The sequence below is a fragment of the Streptomyces sp. NPDC048111 genome (genome assembly GCF_043202815.1).
GTDB lineage: Bacteria > Actinomycetota > Actinomycetes > Streptomycetales > Streptomycetaceae > Streptomyces.
On sequence record NZ_JBIDBD010000010.1, the window covers coordinates 60306 to 86491 of the forward strand.

General features: G+C 71.8%; 22 protein-coding genes. 14 read left to right on the forward strand and 8 right to left on the reverse strand.

Features of this window, described 5'->3' with window-relative positions; genetic code table 11:
* From ACGF3I_RS18545 to ACGF3I_RS18555, 3 genes are all read right to left on the reverse strand, one after another.
* Entirely contained in the window at window positions 1-945 is a 945-nt protein-coding gene (locus tag ACGF3I_RS18545) for a carbohydrate ABC transporter permease (protein WP_393133279.1), read from the reverse strand.
* Window positions 946-952: 7 nt separating this feature from the next.
* Complete coding sequence (locus ACGF3I_RS18550) at window positions 953-2290, reverse strand: ABC transporter substrate-binding protein (RefSeq protein WP_393133281.1); 1338 nt, start codon at window positions 2288-2290, stop codon at window positions 953-955.
* A 116-nt stretch (window positions 2291-2406) separates the two neighbouring features.
* Entirely contained in the window at window positions 2407-3609 is a 1203-nt protein-coding gene (locus ACGF3I_RS18555; protein WP_393133283.1) for an ROK family protein, read from the reverse strand.
* Window positions 3610-4068: 459 nt separating this feature from the next.
* Here ACGF3I_RS18555 and ACGF3I_RS18560 point away from each other — a divergent pair, with 459 nt between their 5' ends.
* From ACGF3I_RS18560 to ACGF3I_RS18575, 4 genes are all read left to right on the forward strand, one after another.
* Window positions 4069-4494 carry a hypothetical protein gene (locus ACGF3I_RS18560; RefSeq protein WP_393133285.1) on the forward strand — a complete coding sequence of 142 codons (426 nt, stop codon included), beginning with the start codon at window positions 4069-4071 and terminating at the stop codon, window positions 4492-4494.
* 78 nt (window positions 4495-4572) lie between these two features.
* The gene (locus ACGF3I_RS18565) at window positions 4573-5319 is read left to right on the forward strand and encodes an ABC transporter ATP-binding protein (protein WP_393133287.1); all 747 of its coding nucleotides are present in this window, start codon (window positions 4573-4575) and stop codon (window positions 5317-5319) included.
* Complete coding sequence (locus tag ACGF3I_RS18570) at window positions 5316-6572, forward strand: hypothetical protein (protein WP_393133289.1); 1257 nt, start codon at window positions 5316-5318, stop codon at window positions 6570-6572. Before ACGF3I_RS18565 ends, ACGF3I_RS18570 begins: the two co-directional genes overlap by 4 nt.
* Window positions 6569-7138, forward strand: coding sequence for a hypothetical protein (locus tag ACGF3I_RS18575; protein ID WP_393133291.1), 570 nt, complete (start codon window positions 6569-6571; stop codon window positions 7136-7138). Before ACGF3I_RS18570 ends, ACGF3I_RS18575 begins: the two co-directional genes overlap by 4 nt.
* A gap of 88 nt (window positions 7139-7226) precedes the next feature.
* Here ACGF3I_RS18575 and ACGF3I_RS18580 read toward each other — a convergent pair whose 3' ends face one another.
* A complete protein-coding gene (locus ACGF3I_RS18580; protein WP_393133293.1) occupies window positions 7227-8294 on the reverse strand; it encodes a mechanosensitive ion channel family protein in 1068 nt (355 codons plus the stop codon).
* 250 nt (window positions 8295-8544) lie between these two features.
* Here ACGF3I_RS18580 and ACGF3I_RS18585 point away from each other — a divergent pair, with 250 nt between their 5' ends.
* From ACGF3I_RS18585 to ACGF3I_RS18600, 4 genes are all read left to right on the forward strand, one after another.
* Window positions 8545-9081 carry an HNH endonuclease gene (locus ACGF3I_RS18585; RefSeq protein ID WP_100579663.1) on the forward strand — a complete coding sequence of 179 codons (537 nt, stop codon included), beginning with the start codon at window positions 8545-8547 and terminating at the stop codon, window positions 9079-9081.
* A 302-nt stretch (window positions 9082-9383) separates the two neighbouring features.
* On the forward strand, window positions 9384-9530 hold the full coding sequence (locus tag ACGF3I_RS18590) for a hypothetical protein (protein ID WP_393133295.1): 147 nt from the start codon (window positions 9384-9386) through the stop codon (window positions 9528-9530).
* A gap of 4 nt (window positions 9531-9534) precedes the next feature.
* Window positions 9535-11661 (forward strand): 4-alpha-glucanotransferase, encoded by a 2127-nt coding sequence (gene malQ, locus ACGF3I_RS18595; protein ID WP_393133297.1) that lies wholly within the window; start codon window positions 9535-9537, stop codon window positions 11659-11661.
* Window positions 11662-11681: 20 nt separating this feature from the next.
* The gene (locus ACGF3I_RS18600; protein ID WP_393133299.1) at window positions 11682-11921 is read left to right on the forward strand and encodes a hypothetical protein; all 240 of its coding nucleotides are present in this window, start codon (window positions 11682-11684) and stop codon (window positions 11919-11921) included.
* Window positions 11922-12652: 731 nt separating this feature from the next.
* Here ACGF3I_RS18600 and ACGF3I_RS18605 read toward each other — a convergent pair.
* The gene (locus ACGF3I_RS18605; protein WP_393133301.1) at window positions 12653-13180 is read right to left on the reverse strand and encodes a MarR family winged helix-turn-helix transcriptional regulator; all 528 of its coding nucleotides are present in this window, start codon (window positions 13178-13180) and stop codon (window positions 12653-12655) included.
* A gap of 124 nt (window positions 13181-13304) precedes the next feature.
* Between ACGF3I_RS18605 and ACGF3I_RS18610 the strand changes: the two genes are divergently transcribed.
* From ACGF3I_RS18610 to ACGF3I_RS18625, 4 genes are all read left to right on the forward strand, one after another.
* Window positions 13305-14696, forward strand: coding sequence for an MFS transporter (locus ACGF3I_RS18610; RefSeq protein ID WP_393133303.1), 1392 nt, complete (start codon window positions 13305-13307; stop codon window positions 14694-14696).
* Between the two features lie 116 nt (window positions 14697-14812).
* Complete coding sequence (locus ACGF3I_RS18615; protein ID WP_393133305.1) at window positions 14813-15835, forward strand: EamA family transporter; 1023 nt, start codon at window positions 14813-14815, stop codon at window positions 15833-15835.
* Window positions 15836-15900: 65 nt separating this feature from the next.
* Window positions 15901-16845, forward strand: coding sequence for a DMT family transporter (locus tag ACGF3I_RS18620; RefSeq protein WP_393133307.1), 945 nt, complete (start codon window positions 15901-15903; stop codon window positions 16843-16845).
* 127 nt (window positions 16846-16972) lie between these two features.
* A complete protein-coding gene (locus tag ACGF3I_RS18625) occupies window positions 16973-17881 on the forward strand; it encodes a LysR substrate-binding domain-containing protein (protein ID WP_393133309.1) in 909 nt (302 codons plus the stop codon).
* Between the two features lie 334 nt (window positions 17882-18215).
* Here ACGF3I_RS18625 and ACGF3I_RS18630 read toward each other — a convergent pair whose 3' ends face one another.
* Window positions 18216-19124, reverse strand: coding sequence for an aldo/keto reductase (locus ACGF3I_RS18630; protein ID WP_393133311.1), 909 nt, complete (start codon window positions 19122-19124; stop codon window positions 18216-18218).
* Window positions 19125-19267: 143 nt separating this feature from the next.
* Here ACGF3I_RS18630 and alc point away from each other — a divergent pair, with 143 nt between their 5' ends.
* Window positions 19268-20428, forward strand: coding sequence for an allantoicase (alc, locus tag ACGF3I_RS18635; RefSeq protein WP_393133313.1), 1161 nt, complete (start codon window positions 19268-19270; stop codon window positions 20426-20428).
* A 176-nt stretch (window positions 20429-20604) separates the two neighbouring features.
* Here the strand turns inward: alc and pepN are convergent, their stop codons facing one another.
* Window positions 20605-23184: an aminopeptidase N gene (gene pepN / locus ACGF3I_RS18640; RefSeq protein WP_393133315.1), complete on the reverse strand. Its 2580-nt coding sequence runs from the start codon at window positions 23182-23184 to the stop codon at window positions 20605-20607.
* A gap of 233 nt (window positions 23185-23417) precedes the next feature.
* Window positions 23418-24434: an aspartate-semialdehyde dehydrogenase gene (locus ACGF3I_RS18645; protein ID WP_393133317.1), complete on the reverse strand. Its 1017-nt coding sequence runs from the start codon at window positions 24432-24434 to the stop codon at window positions 23418-23420.
* Window positions 24435-24685: 251 nt separating this feature from the next.
* Between ACGF3I_RS18645 and ACGF3I_RS18650 the strand changes: the two genes are divergently transcribed.
* The gene (locus tag ACGF3I_RS18650) at window positions 24686-26143 is read left to right on the forward strand and encodes a M28 family metallopeptidase (protein WP_393133319.1); all 1458 of its coding nucleotides are present in this window, start codon (window positions 24686-24688) and stop codon (window positions 26141-26143) included.
* Window positions 26144-26186: the final 43 nt, after the last annotated feature.

Consider the following 26186-nt stretch of genomic DNA (forward strand, 5'->3'; position numbering starts at 1 on the left):
TCACTCACCTGCCTGGACGAGTCCGCCGCGGCGCTTCATGAGGAGCGCCGTGAAGACCATGGAGAGGGCGAACAGGACCAGCGCGACCACGCACGCCGAGCCGTAGTCGAAGCGCTGGAAACCGAGGTTGTAGACGAGCTGGGGCAGGGTCAGGGTCGACTTGTCCGGGTAGCCCGGCTCGAACTGCTGGCCCGAGTTGCCGATGTGCCCCGAGGCGACCTTGCCCGCCACCAGCGGCTGGGTGTAGCTCTGCATCGCCTGGATGACGCCGGTGACCACGGCGAACATCACGATGGGCGAGATGTTCGGCAGGGTGACGAAGCGGAACTTCTGCCAGGGGGAGGCGCCGTCCAGCTCGGCGGCCTCGTACTGCTCCTTCGGCACGTCGAGCAGCGCGGCCATGAAGATGACCATGAGGTCGCCGACGCCCCACACCGCGAGCAGGGTGAGCGCGGGCTTGGACCACGCCGGGTCGGTGAACCAGTTCGGCGCCGGGATGCCCAGGTCGCCCAGGAGCGAATTGACCGGCCCGGTACCGGGGTTGAGCAGGAACACGAAGCCGAGCGTGGCCGCGACCGGCGGGGCCAGGTAGGGCAGGTAGAACAGGGTGCGGAAGACGCCCACGCCCGTCTTGATCTTGGTGATCAGCATGCCGACGCCGAGGCCGAACACCACCCGGCAGGCGACCATCACGACCACCAGCCACAGGGTGTTGCGCAGCGCCGGCCAGAACAGCGGGTAGTCCTCGAAGACGTACGACCAGTTCTGGAGGCCGTCGAAGGTGGCCGCACCGAAACCGTCGTAGTGCGTGAAGGAGAAGTAGACCGTGGAGATCAGCGGGTAGGCGAAGAAGACGCAGAACCCGATCAGCCAGGGCGACAGGAACGCCAGGGTGCGCAGGGCCGAGCGGCGGTGCTTGGCGCGCAGTGTGTACGGGGTGCTCATGGCCGGGTTACTTCGCCTGCGCGATCGCGGCGTCGATCTCCTGGGCGGTCTTGGCCAGCCCCGCCTTGATGTCGCCCTGCTTGCCGCTCTCCACGTCGTAGCCGAGGTTCTGGATCGACACCAGGTACTGGCCGCCGTTGACGGAGGCCGGGCTCGTGGTGGAGTGCGGGTTCTGCGCGATGTCCAGGAAGGTCTTGAAGCGCGGGTCGGTCTGGAGCTTCGGCGACGCGAGGGCGGCCAGGGTGGACGGCACGTTGTGGATGGCGTTGGCGAAGTTCACCACCGCGTCCGTGTCGGTGGTCAGGAACTTGACCAGCTCCCACGCGGCGTTCTGCTTCTTCGACGTCGCGGCGATGCCCGCGATGGTGCCGGTCAGATAGCCCTTGCCGTGCGTGGCCCGCTGGTCGTCGGGCACCGGCAGCGGCGCCACCCCGATGTCGAACTTCGGCTTGCCGGCCAGCGCCATGCCGAGCCGCCACTCACCGTCCATGGCCATCGCGACCTGACCGGTGTTGAACGGGTTGGTGCTGCCGTACTCCTCGCCGAAGGACGAGCGGTACTTCTCCAGCTTGGTGAACCCGCCCAGCCCGTCCACGAGTTGCTTCTGGAAGGCGAGACCCTTCTCGAACGCCGGGTCCTTGGCGATGTTCGACTTGCCGCTGGCGTCGAAGTAGGTGGGCGACCACTGTGCGAGGTAGTGCTCGGTCGTCGTCTCGTAGGCGTGGTAGTTCGGCATGAAGCCGAGCTGCTCGTAGGAGTCGCCCTTCGGCTTGGTCAGCAGCTTGGCGTCGGCCTCGAACTCCGACCAGGTGGTGGGCGGCCCGTCGATGCCGGCCGCCTTGAAGGCGTCCTTGTTGTAGTACAGCGCGTAGGAATCCCCGAGCAGCGGGAGCGCGCAACGCCTGCCCTGGAACTGGGTGTACTCGTTCATGGTCTTGGGGAACGTCTTCGCCGGGTCGATGCCGTCCTTCTTCAGGAACGGGGCGAGGTCGACGAAGGCGTTGGAGGAGCAGAACTTGCCGACGTTGTTGGTGGTGAACGACGACACCACGTCCGGGGCGTTGGAACCGCCCGCCCGCAACGCCTGGTTGATCTTGTCGTCGTTGATGTCGCCGACGACCTTGACGTGGATGTTGGGGTGCGCCTTCTGGAAGGCGTCCACATCGGCCTGGATGGCCGCGACCTCGCTGGGGGTGCTCCACCCGTGCCAGAAGGTGATCGTCGTGTCCTTGGACGCGTCGTCCGTCGCGCTGGTGCCGCTCTGGCCCGTACAGGCCGAGGCGAACAGGGCTATGGAGGCGGTCGCGGCCAGTACGGCGGCCGACTTCCGGCGGAATGCGGGCATGGCGGTGTCTCCCGGGGAGGGGGCGGGGGTGCGGGTGGATCGGGGGCGGTGCGAGGGGTTCGGCGGGTGGTGGCGCGGGTGGCTCGGGGGTTCGGCGGGTGGTGGTGCGGGGCGGTTCAGCGGGTGGTGTCGAAGACCTCGTCCCGGGTGGTGGCCAGGGCGGACTCCAACGCGCCGCGCAGCACCGGGAGTTCGGTGACGTCTCCGCTGACGAGCCGCGGCCGTGAGGCGGCCAGCTCGGCCAGTTCGTTCTGTACGAGCGCGCGCAGCGGCTCGCCGCCGGCGGCCAGCAGGGCGCCGGAGAGCACGACGAGTTCGGGATCGAGCACCGCGACCAGGGAGGCGAGACCGGTCGCGAGCGCTGTGGCGAAGGCCTCCAGGAGAGCGTGCTCGGGGCCTGCGGCGGCTGCGGCGCCCCGGGCGATCAGGGCGGCGGCCACCTCGTTGACGGGCCCCGCCGGGATGTCGGCGACGCCCAGCTCACGGGCCAGGCGCGGCAGGGCCTGTCCGCCGGCCAGCTCCTGGAAGCCGCCCGAGTTGGCCTTGGTGACATGGCGTACGAGGGGGGCGCCCGGCACCGGCAGGAAGCCGACCTCACCGGCGCCGCCGGTGAATCCGCGGTGCAGCCGCCCGCCGATCACCAGGGCGGCGCCGAGCCCGCCCTCGTTCCACAGCAGTACGAAGTCCTCGTGGCCGCGGGCGGCGCCCAGGCGCTGCTCGGCGACGGCCGCGAGGTTCACGTCGTTCTCGTACTCGACGGGCATCGGCAGGGCCGCGGCCAACTCGTCGAGCAGGGTGGGGGAGTGCCAGCCCGGCAGGTGGGAGGCGTAGCGCAGCCGCCCGGTGCCGGGGTCGAAGGCGCCGGGGGTGGCGATGACGACGCGGTGCACATCGCAGCGGGCGAGTCCGGCGGCCTTCACCGCGCCGTCGAGCGCCCCGGTCACCTGGTGCACCACGGACTCCGCGCGCCGGCCCGGGGTGGCGACCTCGAACTCCCCGACGACCCCGCCCGCCACATCGGCGACGGCGGCGCGGATCCGCTCGGGGGTCACGTCGAGCCCGGCCACGTGGGCGGCGCCCGCGTTGACCGCGTACAGCTGGGCGTTGGGGCCCGGGCGCCCCTCGGTCGTCCCGGTGGCGACGACGAGCCCGGCGGCTTCGAGCCGCGCCAGCAGCTGGGAGGCGGTCGGCTTGGAGAGCCCGGTGAGCTTGCCGATCCGGGTCCGGGACAGGGGACCGTGCGCCAGGAGCAGATCGAGCGCGGCCCGATCGTTCATGGCGCGGAGTACGCGCGGAGTTCCCGGGGTAGTACCGGCCACGACGGATCCACCTGCCCTTCGGGCGTCCGCTTCCCCACATGACTGTTAGGAAAGTTTCCTATTCGATGGGAGGAACGTAGGCGCGCGTCGGCGGTGCGTCAATGGGCGGGGGCGTGCCGTCTACCAAAGCGTTACCTGGAGTTGGGCCGGAACGCGCGCGCCGCGCGCCGGGGGTTGTGGCCTAAAACGCGATCAAGAATGCGTCCAGAGTCTGTGAGTGGAATCGCTGTGACGGCCCGGCAAGACGTCGGCTCTCTCGGGATGGAGGCACGGCTGACGTTACCGGGCGGCAATTGATAGGAAACCTTCCGGACTTCGTGCGCCCGGTTCGATCATGTATGCCGTTTAGGCGAGTGGCATATCCAGTCAATCGAACATACGTTCCTTTATGGGCGCTGCGTGTAGTCGTAAGGTCGCTCAGCGAGCTCGCTTCCACATCAAGTCCACCAGGGAGAAGACATGACCTCCAAGCACTTGTCCGCTCTGCGTGAGCCTGGCCGCCGCATAGCCACAGCCGGCCTGGGCGCAGTTGCTGTGCTCGGCATCCTCGCCGCGCCCGCACAGGCGTCGAGCTGGTCCAGCCACCTGTCGGGGGCTGCTCCGGGGTTCGAGTCCCGCCGCTGGGCTGACGACGGGGGGCCCACCAACATCAACTTCACGGGTTGCTCCGACGACTACAGCAACCGCGGCGTGGGAGTCACGCTCCGCAAGGACACCTTCGGACCTGACCCGTCCTACACACAGGCGTACTTCACGAACTGCTTCGGGGGCGGTACCTCGTCGGGCAACTGGGACGGCCACGGTTCAGGCGACTACTACTTCGCCGTCAACTATGGTCTGTCAGGCGTCCACGTCTGGGTCAACTCGCTGAGCGTCAACTACTGAAGCCCCGCCTCTCCGGCCGCACCCGCACCCTGCGGGTGCGGCCGGAAGAACGTCATTCCAGCGACGAGGTACCGCCCCATGCCCCTGCACTACCAGTCCTGCACCTTCCGCTACGCCCGCACCGCGCGCCCCGTTCTCGACGGGCTCGACCTGCGCTTCTCGCCCGGCCACACAGTCCTCCTGGGACCCAACGGAGCGGGCAAGAGCACCCTGCTCTCCCTGGGGGCCAGCGCCTCGGCGCCGCAGTCGGGGCACGTCCGCTACGGGGATCTCGATCCCGCCAGCCGCCGGCATGTGCGGGACTACCGGCACAAGGTGTCCTGGCTGCCTCAGCGCCCGGGGTTCCTGCCCGGGCTGACGTGCAGGGAGCACGTGGCCTACATCGGCTGGCTCAAAGGCATGCGGGAGCGGGAGGCTTGGCGTGCCGCGCCCGAAGCGATCGCGCGCGTCGGCCTCGGCGAGAAGCTGAACCACAGGATCAAGACGCTGTCCGGCGGTCAGCAACAGCGCATCGCGATCGCGCAGGCACTCGTGCACGACGCCGAGGTGTTGCTCCTCGATGAACCCACCGTCGGACTCGATCCCCATCAGCGGCGCAGATTCCTGGAGTTGCTGGTTTCGCTGCGCGGCACGGTCCACGCGATCGTCTCGACGCACGACATCGGAGACCTGGACGAGGCGTTCGACGAAGTGGTGGTCCTCGAAGCCGGGCGCCCCCGATTCAAGGGAACGGTAAGGGAGTTCGAGGGCCACGCCCATGCGGAAGCCGTGCCCGGCCGACGGCTGGAAAGCGCCTACGCCGCACTGCTCGAGGTGGCCGAATGATCACGTGGGGCAATCTCCGCGCCTCCGCCGCGCCCTGGCTCCTCCTGCCCGCCCTGCTGTTCGTCTACCTGTACATGGACGACGCCATCCATACCGTGCCCTCGCACTACGCGGTGGAGTCCGGCGAACTCACCGACTACGCCCTCCCCGTGATCGCCCCGGTGGTCGCCGGTGTCGCCGCATGGGAGGCCGGCCGCCACCGGCTCCTGGGCGCGCTTCGGAACATCAGTGCACGCTCCCGCGTCTCCCAGCTCATCCGGGCCGTCACACCGGTCCTGGTCCTGCACGTCCTGCTCATCGCCGCGGCACTCGTCCTGGCACGCCAGGCCGTCGGGGTGTGGCCCGGTGGTGCCGGATGGTTCGGCGTGGCGCACCTGTTCGTGCTTCCCCTGGGCTGGCTGATTGTCGGCTGGAGCCTCGGGGTCCTCATGCCCAAGAGTCTCGCGGCCCCCCTCGTCGCCATCAGCTGTTGGGCGTGGCTGGCCATGCCGCACGCGATGACCAACGCCTGGGTGCGCCACCTCGGAGGATTCATCGACGGCACATCGACCGTCACTGACGTCCGCGCCTCCACCGTGTACACCGTTCCCTGGCTCGTGACCGCAGGCTTCGCGCTCGCCGCCATGTGTCTGACCGGCGTGCGCCGACGCCCCTGGATCGCGGTGATCAGCCTCCTTGTGCCGGTGGCCTGCATCTTCGGCGGACGCGCCCTGGTCAGCGACTGGGGCTTCCAGAACCCCACGCACCCGCGCGACGTCGCCCTCGTCTGCACGGGGGAGGCGCCGACCGTGTGCGTGCCCCCCGAATACGCGCCCTATGCGCAACAGCTGCACCGCGACGCGCTCGCCCCGCTGCGCCGGTTGGAGGCCGCGGGGATACCCGCACCCGAGGTCCTGCGCATCACCTCTCCCGAGGAGCACACGAAGCCGGGCACGTGGCCGCTGTACTGGTCGCTCCCCCTGAAGGGTGCCGGTGACGACCAGGACAAGTTCACGGCGAACCTGGCGGAGTCAGCGGTGGCCGGACAAGCCGCGCGCGCGGGCGTGAGCGACTGCGGTCAGCCGGGTTCACCCGCAGCGGCGTGGGCCGCTCTGGTGGCTGGAGTCGACGAGCAGAGACTGCGGACCTCCATCCCCGCCCCCGGATGGGCGCACCTTCAGGAGATCCGTCAACTCCCCGCCAAGAAGCAGGCCGACTGGTTCGCCAACACGGCCGCCGAACAGAAGCACTGCAGGCAGGGCATCGGCTCGTGAACCTCTATCTCCTCCGTGTTCGCCGCTGGTGGACCCTTCCCCTCGCACTGGCACTGCTCCTGCTGGTGTGCTGGTCGGTAGGTTCGAGCGAGGTACCCGTACCGAATCTCTTCGGGGGCATGGCCGGCGCTCGCCTGGACTACTTCAGCCCGCTCTTCGTCGTCGTCGCGAGCATGTACTGCATGGAACGGCGGCTCCACGAGGCAGAAGCCACGGCGGTGGCCCCCGTCCGGCAGTACGATCGCGGCGCTGTCGTTCTGACCGTGGTCCTCGCGCACATCGCCGGGTTGATGGTGGGCATGGACGTCGCCCGCAACATCACCCTGCTGCTCGCCCTCGCCCTGTGCGCCCGGCGCTTCGCCAACGAGGCCGTCGCCGCGACGGCCGGGCTGATGTTCCTCATCATCAACCTCATACTGGGCCGGACCTTGCAGCCCAACGGCGGTACTGCGCACGCCTGGTGGGCCCTGGCTCTCTACCCGGCCGGAAGCGCGGCCGCCTGGTTGCTGACGATGGGCCTGTTCGCGCTCTCGCTGTGGACGGTGCAGGCGCGGCGGACGACGTAAGGGCGGCCCACACCGCGTCCGGGGTGGAACGCGCGAGGGGCGCCCGCGCGGTGTGCGGCGGGACGCCCCTCGGGGAAACGGGCGGGCCCTACTTCGACAGGTTCGCGTTCGGGTTCGGGATCGGGGTGGTGGCCAGGGACTGGGGGGACGTCGGGTTGGCCAGGGCCGAGGGGGCCGAGACGGCGGCCGACGGGTCGGAGGCGGGGGGCTCCTCCGCCAGCGGCACACCGCCGACGATACGGATGCCGGCCGCGTCCAGGGCCCGCTTGATCCGCCAGCGCAGCTCGCGCTCGACGCTCAGGGCCTTGCCCGGCATGGTCTTCGCGGAGACGCGGACCACCATCGAGTCGATCAGCACCTCGTCCAGGCCGAGGATCTCCACCGGCCCCCACAGGCGCTCGTTCCACGGCTCCTCCTTCGCCATGGACTCGGTCGCCTCGTTGATGACCGTGCGCAGCCGGTCGAGGTCCTCGCTCGCCCGGACCCGGACGTCCACCCCGGCCGTCGCCCAGCCCTGCGACAGGTTGCCGATGCGCTTGATCTCGCCGTTGCGGACGTACCAGATCTCGCCGTCCGCGCCGCGCAGCTTCGTCACGCGCAGGCCGACCTCTATCACCTCGCCGGAGGCCACCCCGGCGTCGATGGAGTCGCCGACGCCGTACTGGTCCTCAAGGATCATGAACACGCCGGACAGGAAGTCGGTGACCAGGTTGCGGGCGCCGAAACCGATCGCCACACCCGCCACACCCGCCGAGGCGAGCAGCGGGGCCAGGTCGATGTTCAGGACGCCCAGGACCATCAGGGCCGCCGTGCCCATGATCAGGAAGGACGCCACCGAGCGCAGCACGGAGCCGATGGCCTCCGAGCGCTGGCGGCGCCGCTCGGCGTTGACCAGGAGTCCGCCGAGCGCGGTGCCTTCAACAGCCTGGGCGCTGCGGTTCATCCGCTCTATGAGCTTGGTCAGGGCCCGGCGGACCAGGACTCTCAGGACCGAGGCGATGACGATGATCAGGAGGATGCGGAATCCGACGTACAGCCACGTCGACCAGTTCTGCTCCACCCAGCCGGCGGCCTCGGTGGCCGACTTCTGGGCGTCCTGGAGCGTCGCGGGTTCGGGGGGCGGCGATCCGTCGGCCAGGACGGCGGACCAGTTCACGGCAGGAACCTCCAGCGGTGCGGTGCCCGAAGGGCGCGGGCAGACCCACCACACTAACGGGGCAAGGGAGGTGCTCCGTTGACGTACGAGGGGGAGAGCGCTCCCGCGACGGGGAAAGAGGGGGGTGTGGTCGAAAACACTTCGAGCCCGTTACCCGGACGTGGTGGCGCTTCGACCAGCCAGGAGGGGAGACTGGAGAACAGATCGTCCCGGCGCGAGCCACGCGCCGCCGGCGTAAGAGGAGGCACCCGTGCCGCACGTCCTGGTCCTCAACGCGTCGTACGAGCCCCTCGGCGTCGTACCGCTCCGCCGCGCGCTCGTCCTCGTCCTCGAAAACAAGGCCGTGAGCCTTGAGGAGTCCGGCGCCTTCCTGCACAGCGCGACCCGTGCCGTAGCCGCCCCCAGTGTGGTGCGGCTCAAACGATTCGTACGGGTCCCCTACCGGGGGCCCGTTCCACTGACCCGCCGTGCCCTGTTCGCCCGGGACGGCGGTCGCTGCATGTACTGCGGTGGCGTCGCAACCAGCGTCGACCACGTCATCCCGCGCAGCCGCGGCGGCCAGCACGCCTGGGAGAACGTCGTCGCCGCCTGCCGGCGCTGCAACCACGTCAAGGCCGACCGCCACCTCCTGGAGCTCGGCTGGCGCCTTCGCCACCAGCCCGCCCCGCCCACCGGCCTCGCCTGGCGGATCATCGGCACCGGGCACCGCGACCCGCGCTGGCTGCCCTACCTCCAGCCCTTCGGCGCGGACGACGCCCTGGCCCGGATCGACGGCATCTCGGCCTGAGCGGCCGGGGCGCCTCGTTCTCCGCGGCCCGGCCTCCCGCAGGACGGGCCGGCCGGCCGAGGACGGTGCATGCCGTCCCTTTCTCACGTGACAGTACGTAATGAGTCGACGATGCTCCATAAGGGAGTGAGGAGGCCGAGTCCGTCACCCGTCTGCCGAAGGTGTCCATGCGCGTGGGCGATGTGTCTGATATGCCTGGTGCGATGGACTGGGTACGAGCTTGTGTGCGGCGATACGTCTGGGCGGCCGTCCGCTGGGTAGGGCATCCCTGTTCCTGCCCCCCATCGAAGACGGAGGCCCCCGTGGTCGCCACCGCCCCCGAGCAGCCGCTGACCAGTGAGCCGCCGATGGCCGACGCCGAGCCCCTCATCAGCGAGCCCCCGATGACCGAGACCGCCACTCCGCTGACCAGCGAGCCGACGCCGGTGGCCGCTGCCGCGGGGTTCTGACGCGATGACCCTGGCCCGGCTCGCCGCCCGGCACGGCGTGGCCACGTCCTACTCGCCGTCGGCGGGCCTCACCGTCGACGTGCCGGACACCACCGTGATCGCCGTCCTCGCCGCGCTCGGTGTGGACGCCTCGACGCCGGCCGCGCAGCGCCGGGCCCTTGCCGACGCCGACGCGGCCGACGCGGGCCGCCTGCTGCCCCCGACGCTGGTGCGCCGGGGCGCGCGGCCGGTGCCGGGCCTCTCCGACGAGCTGACGGTCATCGGCACGCCCGTGGATGAACTCCCGCTCGGCGTGCACGAGTTGACGGTACGTCACCGGGACGGCCGCACCGCGCGGGCGACGCTCGTCGTCGCGCCGGACGCCGTTCCGCAGCCCCCGGGGCGCACCCACGGCTTTCTCGTGCAGCTCTACTCGCTGCTCTCCACCCACTCCTGGGGCATGGGCGACCTCGGCGACCTCGCGGAACTCGCCTCCTGGTCGGGCCGCACGCTCGGCTCCGGGTTCGTGCAGGTCAACCCGCTGCACGCGGCGGTGCCCGGTGCGCCGTCCGACCCGTCGCCCTACCGGCCGTCCTCGCGCCGCTTCCCCGACCCGGTCCACCTGCGCGTCGAGGCCGTGCCCGAGTACGCCCACGTCGCCGAGCGCGCGGCGCTCGACGAGCTGATCGGGCGCGCCGCGAACCTGCGCCAACGAGTGCTCGGCAAGGGCGAGTTGATCGACCGGGACGCCGTGTGGGAGCTGAAGCGCGAGGCGCTGGAACTCGTCCACCGCGTCCCGCTCGGCCCCGGTCGGCGGGCCGCCTACTGCGACTTCCTCGCCGAGCAGGGCCGGGCCCTCGAAGACCACGCCACCTGGTGCGCGCTCGCCGAACGGCACGGTCCGCACTGGCGGCGCTGGCCCGAGGAGCTGCGTGACCCCCGCTCCGCCGCGACCGCCCGGGCCCGGCGCGAGCTCATCGACCGCGTCGACTTCCACTCCTGGCTCGCCTGGCTCACGGACACCCAGCTCGCCGCGGCCCAGCGTGCCGCGCGCGAGGCGGGGATGCCCGTCGGCCTCGTCCACGATCTCGCGGTCGGCGTGCACCCCGAGGGCGCCGACGCCTGGGCGCAGCAGGACGCCTTCGCACCCGGCATGTCCGTCGGGGCGCCCCCGGACGCCTTCAACGCGCACGGCCAGGACTGGGGCCTGCCGCCCTGGCGCCCCGATGTGCTCGCCGCCTCCGGCTACGCCCCCTTCCGCGGACTGCTCCAAGGCCTGCTGCGCACCGCGGGCGCCCTGCGCATCGACCACGTGATGGGCCTGTTCCGGCTGTGGTGGGTGCCCGAGGGGCATCCGCCCACCGACGGGACGTACGTCCACTACGACGCCGAGGCGATGCTCGCCGTGCTCGCCCTGGAGGCCCACCGCGCGGGCGCCGTCGTCATAGGGGAGGACCTCGGCACGGTCGAGCCCGGCGTACGGGAGGCCCTCGCGGAGCGGGGGGTGCTCGGCACCTCGGTGCTCTGGTTCGAGCGGGACTGGGCCGGTACGGGCCGGCCGCTCGCCCCCGAGGACTGGCGCTCCGGGTGCGTGGCCACCGCCACCACCCACGACCTGCCCTCCACCGCGGCTCGCCTGACCGGCGAACACGTCCAGCTGCGCCACCGCCTCGGCCTGCTGGTGAACCCCCTCGCCCAGGAGCAGGGTGCGGCCCGCGCCGAGGTGGCCGAGTGGCTCGCCCATCTGCAACGGCTCGGCCTGCTTCCCGACGCCCCCGGCGACGAGGAGGCCGAGGTGCGCGCCGTCTACCGCTTCCTGCTGCGCACGCCGGCGCGGATGGTCGGGGTGTGGCTGCCGGACGCGGTCGGCGACCGCCGTCCGCAGAACCTTCCCGGTACGTGGGACCAGTACCCCAACTGGCGCCTGCCGGTGGCCGGGCCCGACGCCCAGCCGCTCACCCTGGAGGCGATCACGGCGTCGCCGCGGCTGCACGGGCTGATGCGGGTGTTTCCGGGGGCGGGGGGTGCGGGGGTTGCCGGTGCGGGAGGCGGTGCGGAGCCTGGTGCGGGGTGTGGTGCGGCAAGTGCTGCGAGAGGTGGTGCGGGTCGTGCCGGTCCCCGTACGGCACCCCCGGGCGCGCGGCTCTCTTAGGCGTTCGCTACGTTTGCACCGTGGACAAGAAGAACGCCCTGCGCGCCGGCGCCGTAGCAGCCGGTACGACGCTGATGATGCTGCTCATGTCGTCCCCGGCGCTTGCGCTCACGCGCGATGACGGTGACGATCCGGGGTCCGGTCTGAGTGTGATGGACACGATCGGGCTGTTCGTGATCGCGCCGATCGCGCTGTTCGCGATCATCGCGGGTCTGGTCATGGTGCTGGACAAGTCTCGGAAGGCGCCGAAGAAGGCGTAGCTCGCGCGAGGCTCCTTGGCCCGTTTCGCCCTTCGCGGGCGCGGCGGGCCTGTCTCGTACCCGGGGTGCCGGGGCCCTGGGGCGCTTGCCCGCGCGGCCCCGGCTCCCTGGGGCTGTGCCCCGGGCCCCGAGGGTGCTGCCCACCCGCCCGCCCGTGCAGCGGGTTGGAAGGTGCCTGGCCCTGGGGCTCCGCCCCAGACCCCGGCGGGCTTGCCCACCCACCCGCCCGTGCAAGGGGCTGAAAAGGCTCGGCCCCTGGGGCTGCGCCCCAGACCCCCTGAGGGGCTCCGCCCCTCGGACCCCGGCGGGTTTGCCCACCCGCCCGCCCGTGCGGGGGGTTGGAGGGTTCGGCCCCTGGGGCTGCGCCCCAGACCCGCTGAGGGGCTCCGCCCCTCGGAGCCCGGCGGGGGCTGCGCCCCCTGCACCCCCCTTTCGCGCCTTAAGGGCGCTCGTCCTCAATCGCCGGACGGGCTGAGGTGGCCAGCGCGGGCCAGCACCGGTCCTGCTAGGGGCGCGGGGAACTGCGCGAGAAGCGCCCACGGCCCGCACATGACCGCGGAGTTGAGGGGCGCGGGGAACTGCGCAACCCCCAGGCCAGTCCAGTGCCGCCCAGGGGCGCGGGGAACTGCGCGAGAAGCGAGCACGGCCCGCACATGCCCATGGGGGTTGAGGGGCGCGGGGAACTGCGCAACCCGCGGGCACCCCCAGCACCCCCAGAGGCGCCGCCCGCCTCAATGGGCGGACAGCAGTTTCCTCAGCAGGGCCGACAGGTGCTCCACCTCGGACGGGTCCAGGGCCGCCCCGAGAACCTCCCCCTGCACAGCCAACCCCGCCGACACCGACGCATCCACCAACCGCAACCCCTCCTCCGTGAGGCTCACGCGAAGGCCGCGGCGGTCGTTCGGGTCGGGGCTGCGGCGCAGCAGGCCCGCCCGCTCCAGCTTGTCCAGGCGTCCCGTCATCCCGCCCGTCGTGAGCATCAGCGTGCCCGAGAGCTGGCGCGGGGACAGCGTGTACGGGTCTCCCGCGCGCCGCAGCGTCGCGATGACGTCGAACTCCCCGCGTCCGATGCCGAACCGCGCGTACTCCTTCTCCATCCGGTCGCCCATCGCGCGCGCGATCCGGTAGATCCGTCCGTACACCGCCATCGGGGCCGTTTCGAGGTCCGGGCGGACCGCCGCCCACTGGGCGGTGATGGCGTCCACCGCGTCCGGCTGGACCTCGGCGGGCTCGGGAGGGGGCGTCTTCGCGGCTGTCATGCGGTCAGTATCCGGAACCCTGACGGTCGGATGCAAGAAAGTTGCTTGATGGAAAGTAGCTTAGCTGTAAGCTACTTTCAGCGAAGTGAACCGCACTGCGCACCCCCGCCCGTACGGAGCCCTCATGCGTACGCCCCGCCGCCGCCCCCGCCCCCAGCGCATAGCCGGGGAACGCCGCATGCTCGTCGCCATGGCGGTCGACGCCACCGGCTCCGGGATGTACGTGCCCTTCAGCCTCGTCTTCTTCCACCACGTCACGGGGCTCCCGTTCGCCACCGTCGGGCTCGTGCTCACCGTCGTCGGGCTCATCGGGCTCGGTGCGCTGCCCGTCGCGGGGGCGGCCGTCGACCGGTACGGCGCTCAGCGCGTACAGCTGCTGCTCTACGGCGTGCGGGGCACCGGCTTCCTGCTCTACCCCTTCGCCCACGCGCTGCCCGCCTTCGCGCTCGTCGCGCTCGCCACCGCCTTCGGCGACCGGGCCTTTCCCGCCGTACAGCAGTCGCTGATCGGCGAGGTCGCCCAAGGGGCCGACCGGGACCGGCTCCAGGCCTCCTCGCGCGCCCTGCGCAACGGCGGGCTCGGCGCGGGTTCGCTGCTCGCCTCGCTCGTCATCGGTTTCGCGGGGGGCGCCGGGTTCACCGCGGTGGCCTGGGCCAACGCGGCCAGCTTCGCGCTCGCGGCCCTCCTGATGCGGGGCGTGCGGGGGGTGCGGGGCGAGCGGCGGGTGGCTGCCGGAACCGGCGCGGCCCCGGCCGCCGCCGGCTACCGCCAGGTCTTCGGCGACCGGCCCTTCCTCGGGCTGACCGCCGTCAACTTCCTCAACGCGCTGAGCTATTCGGCCCTCTCCGTCCTCTTCCCGCTGTACATCGCGACCTGGCTGCACGGACCGCAGGCCATCACCGGTACCGCCTTCACGCTCAACACCGTGATGTGCGCGGCGGGCGGGGTCGTGGTCGCCGCCCGGGTCCGTGCCCGCGGCGCCCGCCGCACCCGCACCACGGCGCTCGGCTCACTCCTGTTCGCCGCCTCCTTCGCCGCCCAGGTCGTGCTCGGCACGGTGCGGCCCGGCTCGGGGCTCGTGCTCGGCGGAGCGCTGCTGGTCATCGTCGCGCTGTACACGCTGGGCGAGCTCGTCCACAGCCCTGCCGCCGGCGCCCTGTCCGTCGCCGCCGCGCCCGAGGCGCTGCGCGGTCGCTACCTGGCGGCCTACCAGTTGTCCTGGTCGCTCGCCGCGGCCCTCGCGCCCTCGCTCTTCACCGCGCTGATGTCCGTCGACGGGCGGCTGCCCTGGGGCCTGCTCATCGCCACCTCGCTGCTCGCCGCGGCCGTCGTCGTGCGGCTCGAACGGACGCTGCCCGCGGTGGCGGTACGGGTCGACGCCCGTGAACCTGCCCCTGCCTCCACCTCCGTCAAGGCCCCGGACGCCTCCGCCGTATCGGCCGCCCCGTGCGCCCCGATCGTCCTGGACCGCGGAACGGCCACGACACCGGTGGCCCTGCCGACCGCCGCCCGCTGACCCGCCCGCCGGCCGAGCCGCGAGCCCGCGTCGAGCCGCGAACCCCGGCCCCCCATGCCCCGCGCGCACCGCACACGCAGCAACTCCCCTTCCCTCGACCTCCTCAGGGAGTCTCCATGAACCAGAATCAGAATCAGAACAAGCAGAACCAGAACCAGAATCAGCACCGCAACCGTCTCGCCACCGTCGCGCTCACTGCGCTCGCGCCCGTCTCCTGGGGGTCCACCTACTTCGTCACGACCCAATTCCTGCCCGCCGACCGCCCGTTGTTCACCGGCATGATGCGGGCGCTGCCCGCCGGTCTCGCCCTGCTCGCCGTGACCCGGCGCCTGCCGCGCGGGGACTGGTGGTGGAAGGCGGCGGTGCTCGGCGCGCTCAACATCGGGGCGTTCTTCCCGCTGCTCTTCCTCTCCGCGTACCGCCTGCCGGGCGGCATGGCGGCCGTGATCGGATCGGTCGGGCCGCTGTGGGTGGCAGGGCTCGCCGCCCTCTTCCTCGGCGAGAAGCCCACCCTGCGTACGCTGCTCACCGGTATCGCGGCGGCCCTCGGTGTGAGCCTCGTCGTCCTGAAGGCGGCCGGGTCCTTCGATGCCATCGGGGTGATCGCCGCCCTGGGGTCGTCGGCCTCGATGTCCGCCGGGACCGTGTTCACCAAGCGCTGGGGGCGGCCCGAGGGGGCGGGGCCACTGATCCTCACCGGCTGGCAGCTCACCGCGGGCGGGCTCCTCATCGCACCCGTCGCCTTCTTCGTGGAGGGTGCGCCGCCCGCGCTCGACGGGTCCAACGTCGCCGGTTACGTCTACCTCGCCCTGGTGAACACGGCCGTCGCGTACTGGCTCTGGTTCCGCGGCATCGGCCGGATGACCGCGACCTCGGTCACCTTCCTCGGCCCGCTCTCGCCGCTCACCGCCGCGGTCATCGGCTGGGCCGCGCTCGGTCAGGCACTCGCCCCCGCGCAGCTGCTCGGCATGGCCCTCGCCTTCGGGGCCACCCTCGCCGGACAGGTGGCCGTCGCCCCGAAGGCGCCGGTGGTGGCGGGAGGGGACGGCGCGGCGGCTACCGCTCAATCGTTTAGTTCTTCTGAAGATAGTGCGCTCAAATCTTCGATGGACGTGACTGGTGCTGCGGTGCGACGGTAGGGACACCTCCTCGGACGGGGCGCCTCACGCGCCCCGTCCGTCCCACCGCCCGAAACGGAGTCGTCGTGACCGTCCTGGACCGAGCCCGAGTGCGAGTCGGCAGCGCCCCGCGCGCCACCGCCGCCGCCACTGCCCGCACGCCGGGCGGAACGGGCGGGCTCGGTCTCGTCCTGGCGGCCGTGGCGACGGTCGTCTGGTCCGGGAGCTTCGTCGCCTCACGGGCCCTGCACGACTCGGTGCCGCCGGTGCAGGCAGCGTTCTGGCGGTGGCTCATCGCCATCGCCGCGGTCGCCCCGTTCGCGGTCCGCGAGACCTGGCGCCAACGAGCCCTGATCCGGCGGCACTTGGGCTATCTCGTACTGGCCTCGCTGCTCGGCATCACCGTGTACAACACCCTCGTCAACCAGGCCGGCACCTCCACCTCGGCCGGCAACATGGGCATGATCATGGCGGCCTCGCCGGTCCTGATGGCCGTGCACGAGCGCCTCACCGGCGGACGGCTCGGGACACGCCGCACCCTCGGTCTGCTGGTCGCCGTGGCCGGCGTGCTGTTCCTGGTCAGCAAGGGCTCGCTCGATCTCGACCTCGCACCCGGCGACCTCTGGATGGTCGCCGCCGCCCTCAGCTTCGCCTCGTACAGCGTGCTCCTGCGCCGTCGCCCCGCCGAACTGGGGCCGCTCGCCTTCCTGTTCACCACCTTCGTGCTCGGCGCGCTCCTGCTCGCGCCGGTGTACGGGATCAGCCTCGCCGCGCAGGGCGGCTTCGCCGCGACGCCCGCCACGGTCGGACCGCTCCTCTACGTCGGAGTGCTGTCCTCTGCGGTCGCCTTCTTCGCCTGGAACCGGGCGATCGCGCTCATCGGCGCCGCCCGCGCCGGAGTCGTCTACTACCTCCAGCCGGTCTGCGTGGCCCTGCTCTCCTATCCGCTGCTCGGAGAGGCGATGGGGTCCGGGCAGCTGGTGGCCATGGGGCTCATCCTCGGTGGCGTGGTCCTCGGGTCCCGACGGTGAGCCCTGCGGGTGCGGGCGCGGGTGGGGGTGCCGGCGTCGGGGTCGGTGCCGGGGTCGGCCGCACCGTGCCGGAGGGGTGCCCGTGGTCGGTGAACCCCGCCGGGAGGGCGCCGGTATGTTGCGTCCCATGAGCGAGTGGGACATCAAGAAGCTGCACATCCTGCGGACCCTGCGCGAGCAGGGCACCGTGACCGCGACCGCCGAAGTGCTCCTGATGACGCCCTCGGCGGTCTCGCAGCAGCTGTCCAACCTCGCCCGGCAGCTCGGTGTGACGCTCCTCGAGGCGCACGGCCGCCGGGTGCGGCTCACCGACGCCGCGCATCTCGTGCTGCGCCATGCCGAGGTCGTCTTCGCCCAACTGGAGCGTGCGGACGCCGAGTTGGCGGGGTACTTGCAGGGCGAGGCGGGGGAGGTGCGGATCGGGGCGTTCTCCACCGCCGTGCCCGCGCTCGTCGTGCCGGCCGTACGGGCCCTGCGCCGCAGCCATCCCGCGCTGGAGGTACGGGTGCGGGAGGCCGAGGCGGCCGAGGTGTTCGAGCTGCTGTCGGCCGGGGCGGTCGACCTCGCGCTCTCGCTCGCCGCGCACGCGCCCAGCGCCCGCGACCCGAAGTTCGCCCTCCTGCCGCTCCTCACCGACCCCCTCGACGTGGCCCTGCCCGCCGGGCACCCGCTCGCCGCGGAGCCCGGTCTGCGCCTGGCCGACCTGGCCCACGAGCCGTGGATCTTCGGGGGGAGCGGGCCGTGGTCGGAGATCACCACGGCGGCCTGCGAGGCGGCGGGGTTCGTGCCGGAACAGGCCCACAGTGCGGCGGGGTGGACCGCGATCCTGGCGATGGTCGAGGCGGGGATGGGGGTTGCGCTGGTGCCGCGGATGGCTGTGGGTGGGCGGGGTGAGGGGGTGGTCACGCGGGTCCTCAGTGCGGATCAGCCTCGGCGGCATGTGGTGGCTGCGGTGCGGCGGGGGGCTGAGGAGGGGCCGGCCGTTTCCCGTGTGCTCGGGGCGCTGCGGGATGCCGCCCGCGCTCGGCCCGCGTAGCCCCTTCCGGCGCGGGCCGGGGCCGGGGTTGCCTGTGGTTCGGTGCGGCGTTCCCCGCGCCCCTTTCGGGGGGTGGGTTGCGGTTGGGGAGTTGGGTGCCGGTTGTCTGTGGCTGGGCGCGCAGTTCCCCGCGCCCCTTGGGGGTTGGTGTGCGGGGGGTGTGGGGGCGAGGGGGTTTTGCGCCGTTCCCCGCGCCCCTTCGGGGGTGGCGGTGGGGAGTTGGGTGCCGGTTGTCTGTGGCTGGGCGCGCAGTTCCCCGCGCCCCTTGGGGGTTGGTGTGCGGGGGGTGTGGGGGCCAGGGGGTTTTGCGCCGTTCCCCGCGTCCCTTCGGGGCTCAGCTGGTCGTCAGGTGGGTCAGGTCTGCTGGGGACAGGTGCAGGGCGCCCGCTGCCACGTTGTCCGTCAGGTGGTCGAGGGCGCCCGTGCCGGGGATGGCCAGGACGTGCGGGCCGCGCCGGAGGGTCCAGGCCAGGCGTACGCGGGCGGGGCTCACGCCGTGCTCACGGGCCACCGCCAGCACCCCCTCGTGCTCGCCCCCCGCGAGGTCCGTGCCCCGTTCCCGGCCGGCCCCGGCGATCGCGTAGAACGGTACGAACGCGATGCCCCGCTCGCCGCACAGCCGCAGCATCTCCTCCTGCTCCGCCGAGGCGCCGATGCCGTACGGGTTCTGCACGCACACCACGGGCGCGACGGTCAGCGCCTCCGCCAGCTGGGCCGGGCCGACGTTCGACAGGCCCAGGTGGCGGATGAGGCCGGCCTCGCGCAACTCGGCGAGCGCGCCGAAGCGTTCGGCCACCGAATCGGAGCCGATCACCCGCAGGTTGACCACGTCCAGATGGTCGCGGCCCAGCTGGCGCAGGTTCTCCTCGACCTGCCCGCGCAGCGCCTGGGGCGACCTGGCGTGCTCGCCCCAGTGGCCGTCCGCGGTTCGGTGCGGCCCGACCTTGGTGGTGATGACCAGGTCGTCCGGGTACGGGGCGAGGGCCCGGTTGATCAGTTCGTTCGCGGACAGCAGCGGCGAGAAGTAGAAGGCCGCGGTGTCCAGGTGGTTCACGCCGAGGTCGACGGCCGCGCGCAGCACGGCGACGGCCTGCCCGCGGTCGCGCGGTACGGCGTCGGGCCGCAGCGCCGGGCCCCGCTGGGGCAGCCGCATCGTGCCGAAGCCGATCCGGTTGACGCGGAGGTCGCCGAGCGTCCAGGTGCCGGCCGCGGCGGCGTCGGGAGTCTGCTGGGTGGTGGTCATGGCCTGAGTCTGGCAGCGCGGTGCGGCTCGGCACGGAGGTGGCCACAAGCTGCCGCGGCCCGCGCAACCGTTCAGTATTGGTGAACGGACTGTGCGGAAACTTTCGATGGACGCGAGCGGTGGCCGCGGGCGAAGGTCAGGGCATGACTTCCCCCGCCGAGCACGAGAACGCATCAGCCGCCCACGCCTCCGCCACGGACCCGCACGCGAACGACGCGGCGCCCTACGCGGGCGGCGATCCGTACGCCGACTACCGGACGGGCGACTTCGCTTTCACCGAGCTCGTGGACCTCGCCGACCGCCGGCTCGGCGCGGGCGTCATCGCCGCCAACGACGAGTTCTTCGCCGAGCGCGAGAACCTCCTCGTCCGCGAGCGGGCCGTGTTCGACCCCGAGCACTTCGGCCACAAGGGCAAGATCATGGACGGCTGGGAGACCCGCCGTCGCCGCGGCGCGGACGCCGACCACGTCTTTCCCGCCCCCGAGGACCACGACTGGGCGCTCGTCCGGCTCGGCGCACCCGGGGTGATCAAGGGGATCGTCGTCGACACGGCGCACTTCCGCGGCAACTACCCGCAGCGGATCTCCGTACAGGCGACGTCGGTCGAAGGATCCCCCGGCCCCGAGCAGTTGCTCGCCGACGACGTGAAGTGGGACGAGATCGTGCCGCCCACCCCGGTGCGCGGCCACGCGGAGAACGGCTTCGAGATCACCACGGGGCGCCGCTACACCCACGTCCGGCTCTGCCAGCACCCCGACGGCGGCGTGGCCCGTCTGCGCGTGCACGGCGAGGTCGTGCCGGACCCGGAGTGGCTCGACACGCTCGGCACGATCGACCTCGTGGCGGTCGTCAACGGCGGTTCCTACGAGGACGCCTCGGACAAGTTCTACTCCTCGCCGACGCAGATCATCCTGCCCGGCACCTCGCGCAAGATGGACGACGGCTGGGAGAACCGCCGTCGCCGGGTCCGCGACACCAACGACTGGGTGCGCTTCCGGCTGGTCGCCCAGGCGGCGATCAGGGCGGTCGAGATCGACACGGCGTATCTGAAGGGGAATTCGGCGGGGTGGATCGCGCTCAGCGGGCGGGACGGCGAATCGGGGGAGTGGTTCGAGATCATCCCGCGTACGCGGCTTCAGCCCGACACCCTGCACCGGTTCCGCCTCCCGGCGCAGGCGGTCGCCACCCACGTGCGCCTGGACGCCTTCCCGGACGGCGGAGTGGCCCGGATGCGGCTGCACGGTGCGCCCACGGCGGAGGGGGCCGCCCAACTGCGGCGCCGCTACACCGAGTTGACCGGTTGATCCCGGTCGCCCTCGGGCCCTGGCCCCCGCCCGGCGGAACGGATGCGCGTATGACGCCCGTCCGTCGGGCGGTCTCCATCCCCGCCCCGCCCGTCCAGAAGGCCTGCGGCGGGCGGGGGAGGACATGCATCGTGACGGAGACGCGCCCCGGTGGGGAGAGCGCCCGCGTCGAGGTGCTACGCGGACGCCTCCGCGTCCGCCGCACGGGCCCGCAGGGCTCGCTCGACGCCCGCGCGGGACTCCGAGATCAGGCGGCGCAGGGACGCGTTCGGCCGGGCCTCGGTGAGCCAGGCGTCCGTCGCGTCCAGGGTGTCCTGGGAGACCAGGAGCGTGGGGTAGAGGCCCACGGCGATCTGTTGGGCGATCTCGTGCGAGCGGGACTCCCACACGCCCTTGACCGCGGCGAAGAACTTCTCCGAGTACGGCGCGAGCAGTTCGCGCTGGTCGGTTTGGACGAAGCCGCCGATCACCGCCTCCTGCACCGCGTTCGGCAGGGCGTCGCCCTCGACGACCGACTCCCACGCCTCGGCCTTCGCCTCCGGCGTCGGGCGGGCGGCCCGTGCGGTCGCCGCGTGGCGCTCGCCCGCCGCCGTCCTGTCGCGCTCCAGCTCCGCCGCGATCTCCGACTCGTCGAAGACGCCGGTCGCCGCGAGGCGTTCGACGAACGCCCAGCGCAGCTCGGTGTCCACGGCCAGGCCCTCGATGACCTCCGCGCCCGTCAACAGGGCCTGGAGCAGGTCGAGTTGCTGCGGGGTGCGGGCCGTCGCGGCGAACGCCCGGGCCCACGCCAGCTGGTGGTCGCTGCCCGGCTCCGCGGTGCGCAGGTGCGCCAGCGTCGCGTCCGTCCACTGGGTCAGGCCCGCGTCGCGCCACTCGGGCGCCGCGTACAGGTCGATGGCCAGCTTCACCTGGCGGTGCAGCGACTGCACCACGCCGATGTCGGACTCCTTGGTGATGCCCGACAGGACGAGCGCGAGGTAGTCGCGGGTGGCCAGCTCGCCGTCGCGGGTCATGTCCCAGGCCGAGGCCCAGCACAGGGCGCGCGGCAGCGACTCGGTGAAGTCGCCCAGGTGCTCGGTGACGACCCGCAGCGACTCCTCGTCCAGGCGGACCTTCGCGTAGGAGAGGTCGTCGTCGTTGAGCAGCACGACGGCCGGGCGGCGGGTGCCCGCGGGCAGCGTGACCTCGGTGCGCTCGGCGGCCGCGATGTCCAGCTCGATGCGGTCGGTGCGGACCAGCTTGCCCGCGCCGTCCAGGTCGTAGAAGCCGATCGCGATGCGGTGCGGACGCAGGGTCGGCTCGCCCTGGGCGCCGGCGGGCAGCGCCGGGGCCTCCTGGAGGACGGTGAACGAGGTGATGGCGCCCGCCTCGTCCGTCACGATCTCCGGGCGCAGGATGTTGATGCCGGCCGTCTCGAGCCACGCGCGCGACCAGGTCTTCAGGTCGCGGCCCGAGGTCTTCTCCAGGGCGCCGAGCAGGTCGGAGAGCCGGGTGTTGCCGAAGGCGTGCGCCTTGAAGTAGGCCTGCACGCCCTGGAAGAACTCGTCCATGCCGACGTAGGCGACGAGCTGCTTGAGGACCGAGGCGCCCTTGGCGTAGGTGATGCCGTCGAAGTTGACCAGGACGTCGTCCAGGTCACGGATGTCGGCCATGATCGGGTGCGTCGAGGGAAGCTGGTCCTGGCGGTAGGCCCAGGTCTTCATCGAGTTGGCGAACGTGGTCCACGCGTGCGGCCACTTCGAGCCGTCCGCGTACGCCTGGCAGGCGATGGAGGTGTAGGTGGCGAACGACTCGTTCAGCCACAGGTCGTTCCACCACTCCATGGTCACCAGGTCGCCGAACCACATGTGGGCGAGCTCGTGCAGGATGGTCTCGGCGCGGACCTCGTAGGCGGCGTCCGTCACCTTCGAGCGGAAGACGTACTGGTCGCGGATGGTGACCGCGCCCGCGTTCTCCATCGCGCCCGCGTTGAACTCCGGCACGAAGAGCTGGTCGTACTTGGCGAAGGGGTACGCGAAGTCGAACTTCTCCTGGAACCAGTCGAAGCCCTGCCGGGTCACCGCGAAGATCTCGTCCGCGTCGAGGAACTCGGCGAGCGAGGGACGGCAGTAGATGCCCAGCGGCACCGACTGGCCCTCGGGGCCCTCGTACGAGGAGTGCACCGAGTGGTACGGGCCCACGATCAGCGCGGTGATGTACGAGGAGATGCGCGGCGTCGGCTCGAAGACCCAGACGTCGTCCTTGGGCTCCGGCGTCGGCGAGTTGGAGATGACCGTCCAGCCGCTCGGTGCCTTGACGGTGAACTGGAAGGTCGCCTTCAGGTCGGGCTGCTCGAACGAGGCGAAGACGCGGCGGGCGTCCGGCACCTCGAACTGCGTGTACAGATAAGCCTGTTGGTCCACCGGGTCCACGAAGCGGTGCAGGCCCTCGCCGGTATTGGTGTAGGCGCAGTCGGCGACGACCCGCAGTTCGTTCGGGCCCTCCAGCAGACCGGACAGCGCGATCCGGCTGTCGTCGAACACGGCCGCCGCGTCCAGCGCGGTGCCGTTCAGGACGACCTCGCGCACGGTCGGTGCGACGAGGTCGATGAAGGTCTCCGCCCCGGCCTCGGCGGACGCGAAGCGCACGGTGGTCGCGGACCGGTAGGTGCCGCCTTCCTGCGCGCCGCTCAGGTCGAGCTCGATCTCGTACGAGTCGACGCTGAGCAGGGCCGCGCGCCGCTGCGCCTCTTCACGGGTCAGATTCGTGCCAGGCACCCGGTCATCTCCTTCAGATGCTTCAGTTCCATCAGATCGTGACGTTCCGGCCATCCTTGCACGCGGTGTGCGGGCAGCGCGATGTCCCTTTTTCACCTGCGGAGAGCTGCACCTGGTGCCGGGACGGAGCCCCGCCGACCTCACTGTCACCTGCGGTCCGTGCCCGCTTCTCGCGTGGTTCCCCGCGCCCCTGGAGGGCGCCCCGCGGGTGCGGAGAACCACGCGCCGGGAGGTCAGGCCTTGAGTTCGGCCGCGACCAGTTCCGCGATCTGCACGGCGTTCAGCGCGGCGCCCTTGCGCAGGTTGTCGTTGGACAGGAAGAGCGCGAGCCCGTGCTCCACCGTCTCGTCCACCCGGATGCGGCCCACGTACGAGGCGTCCTTGCCCGCGGCCTGGAGCGGCGTCGGGATCTCGGAGAGCTCGACCCCGGGGGCGTCCTTCAGCAGTTCGTACGCGCGCTCCACGCTGATCGGACGCGCGAAGCGGGCGTTGACCTGGAGCGAGTGGCCCGAGAAGACCGGCACGCGGACGCAGGTGCCGGACACCTTGAGGTCCGGGATCTCCAGGATCTTGCGGGACTCGTTGCGGAGCTTCTGCTCCTCGTCGGTCTCGAAGGACCCGTCGTCCACCAGGTTGCCCGCGAGCGGCAGCACGTTGAAGGCGATGGGACGCTTGTAGACGCCGGGCTCGGGGAACTCCACGGCGTCGCCGTCGAAGGTCAGCCCGTCGGCCTCGGCGACGACCTTCCGCGCCTGGTCGTGCAGCTCGGCCACGCCGGCCAGGCCCGATCCCGAGACGGCCTGGTAGGTGGTGGCGACCAGCGCGGTCAGCCCGGCCTCGTCGTGCAGCGGACGCAGCACCGGCATCGCGGCCATCGTGGTGCAGTTCGGGTTGGCGATGATCCCCTTGGGGCGGTTGCGCGCCGCGTGCGGGTTGACCTCGGAGACCACGAGGGGGACCTCGGGGTGGCCGCGCCAGGCGGAGGAGTTGTCGATCACGACGGCGCCCTGCGAGGCGACCTTCTCAGCCAGCGCGCGCGAGGTGGCGCCGCCCGCCGAGAACAGCACGATGTCCAGGCCCGTGTAGTCGGCGGTGGAGGCGTCCTCGACCGTGACGCCGTCCAGGACGGTGCCCGCGGAGCGCGCGGAGGCGAACAGGCGCAGCTCCTCGACCGGGAAGGCCCGCTCCACGAGGATCTTGCGCATGACTGAGCCGACCTGCCCGGTGGCTCCGACGATTCCGACCCTCACGGTGACTCCTTTGGTGCTCACGTGCTGCTCACGTGGTTGTGTACGGCTCCGGCGCACTCATCATGCGTCGGCCCACGGCGGACCTGCCAATCCATTGTCCGGGGTGTGGGACACCTGCCCAGTTGTGACAAGTCCATGGCATCCGTGTTGCATCCGTCCCGAAATGCCCCGGGGGGCCGTTTTTGCTGGCTACGGTCCTGGCAGGCCGGTCGATCACCGGCGACACCGCACCGCATTCCGGAGGATTTCCCGTGTCCGCATCCCGACGCGTCCGGGCCATAGCGGCCCTGCTCGCCGCCCCGGTGGTCCTCTCCCTCGCGACGCCCGCCGTCGCCCGGGGGAGCCACGACCAGCACCTCGCGAAGAAACTGGTCAAGGAGGCGTCCGGGGAGAGCGCCCACCGCCATCTGGAGGCGTTCCAGAAGATCGCCGACGCCCACGGCGGCAACCGGGCCGCCGGCACCCCCGGCTACGACGCCTCGGCCGCCTATGTCCACGGAGAGCTCAAGCGCGCCGGGTACGACGTCACCTATCAGGACTTCACCTTCCACGAGTCGAGGACCCTGCGCCAGAAGCTGACCGTCCAGGGGCGCCAACTGTCCGTTGCCGCCTATCAGTTCAGCGCCTCGACGCCCGAGGGCGGACTCACCGCGGAGCTGCGGGCGGCCCGCGTGGACGACACCCCGGGGTGCTCGCTCGACGACTACGCGGGCGGCTCGTTCGCGGGCCGGATCGCGCTGGTCAAGCGCGGCAGCTGCACCTTCCAGGAGAAGGAGGCGGTCGCCGCGAAGGCGGGCGCCGCCGGGCTCGTCGTCTACAACCACTCCGGCACCGACCCGGTGCGCGGCACCGTCGAGGCCCCGGCCAACGCCCACGTGCCGGCCGCCGGGATCACCCTGGCCGACGGCGAGGCGCTCGCGGGGCAGCTGGCCAAGGGGCCGGTGCGCATCACCCTGGACGTGGCCACCGAGGCCGTCGCCAAGAAGACCCGCAATGTGATCGCCCAGACGCGCGGCGGCAGCCCGGACCGGGTGGTCGCCCTCGGCAGCCACCTGGACTCGGTCCCGGCCGGCCCCGGCATCAACGACAACGGCTCCGGTTCGGCCGGCCTGCTCGACGTGGCGCTCAAGCTCGCCCAGGAGACCAAGCAGACCAGGAAGCACCCCAAGGAGCTGCCGAACACGGTGCGCTTCGCCTGGTGGTCGGGCGAGGAGCTCGGGCTGCTGGGGTCCGAGCACTACGTGAAGAGCCTCAGCGAGGAACAGCGGCGGCAGATCAAGCTCTATCTGAACTTCGACATGATCGCCTCGCCCAACGCCGCCCAGCTCGTCTATGACGGCGACGACTCCGACAAGAAGGGCGCGGGCGCGGGCCCGGCCGGCTCCGCCGGGATCGAGGGGCTGATCAACCGCTACCTCGACCGCCGGCACGTCCCGCACGAGGGCTACGACTTCGACGGGCGTTCCGACTACGGCCCCTTCATCGCGGTGGGCATCCCGGCCGGGGGCACCTACACCGGCGCCGAGGAGATCAAGACGCCCGAGCAGGCGAAGAAGTGGGGCGGCCGGGCCGGCGAGGCCTTCGACCCCAACTACCACGCGGCGGGCGACACCCTGGACAACATCGACCCCGCGTACTTCGACCTCAACATCGACGTCATCGCGCACGCCGTCGGCACGTACGCCTACGACCTGAGCTCGCTGAACTGAGAACCACGAACAAGCGGGGCGGGCGCTCGTGAAGAGCACCCGC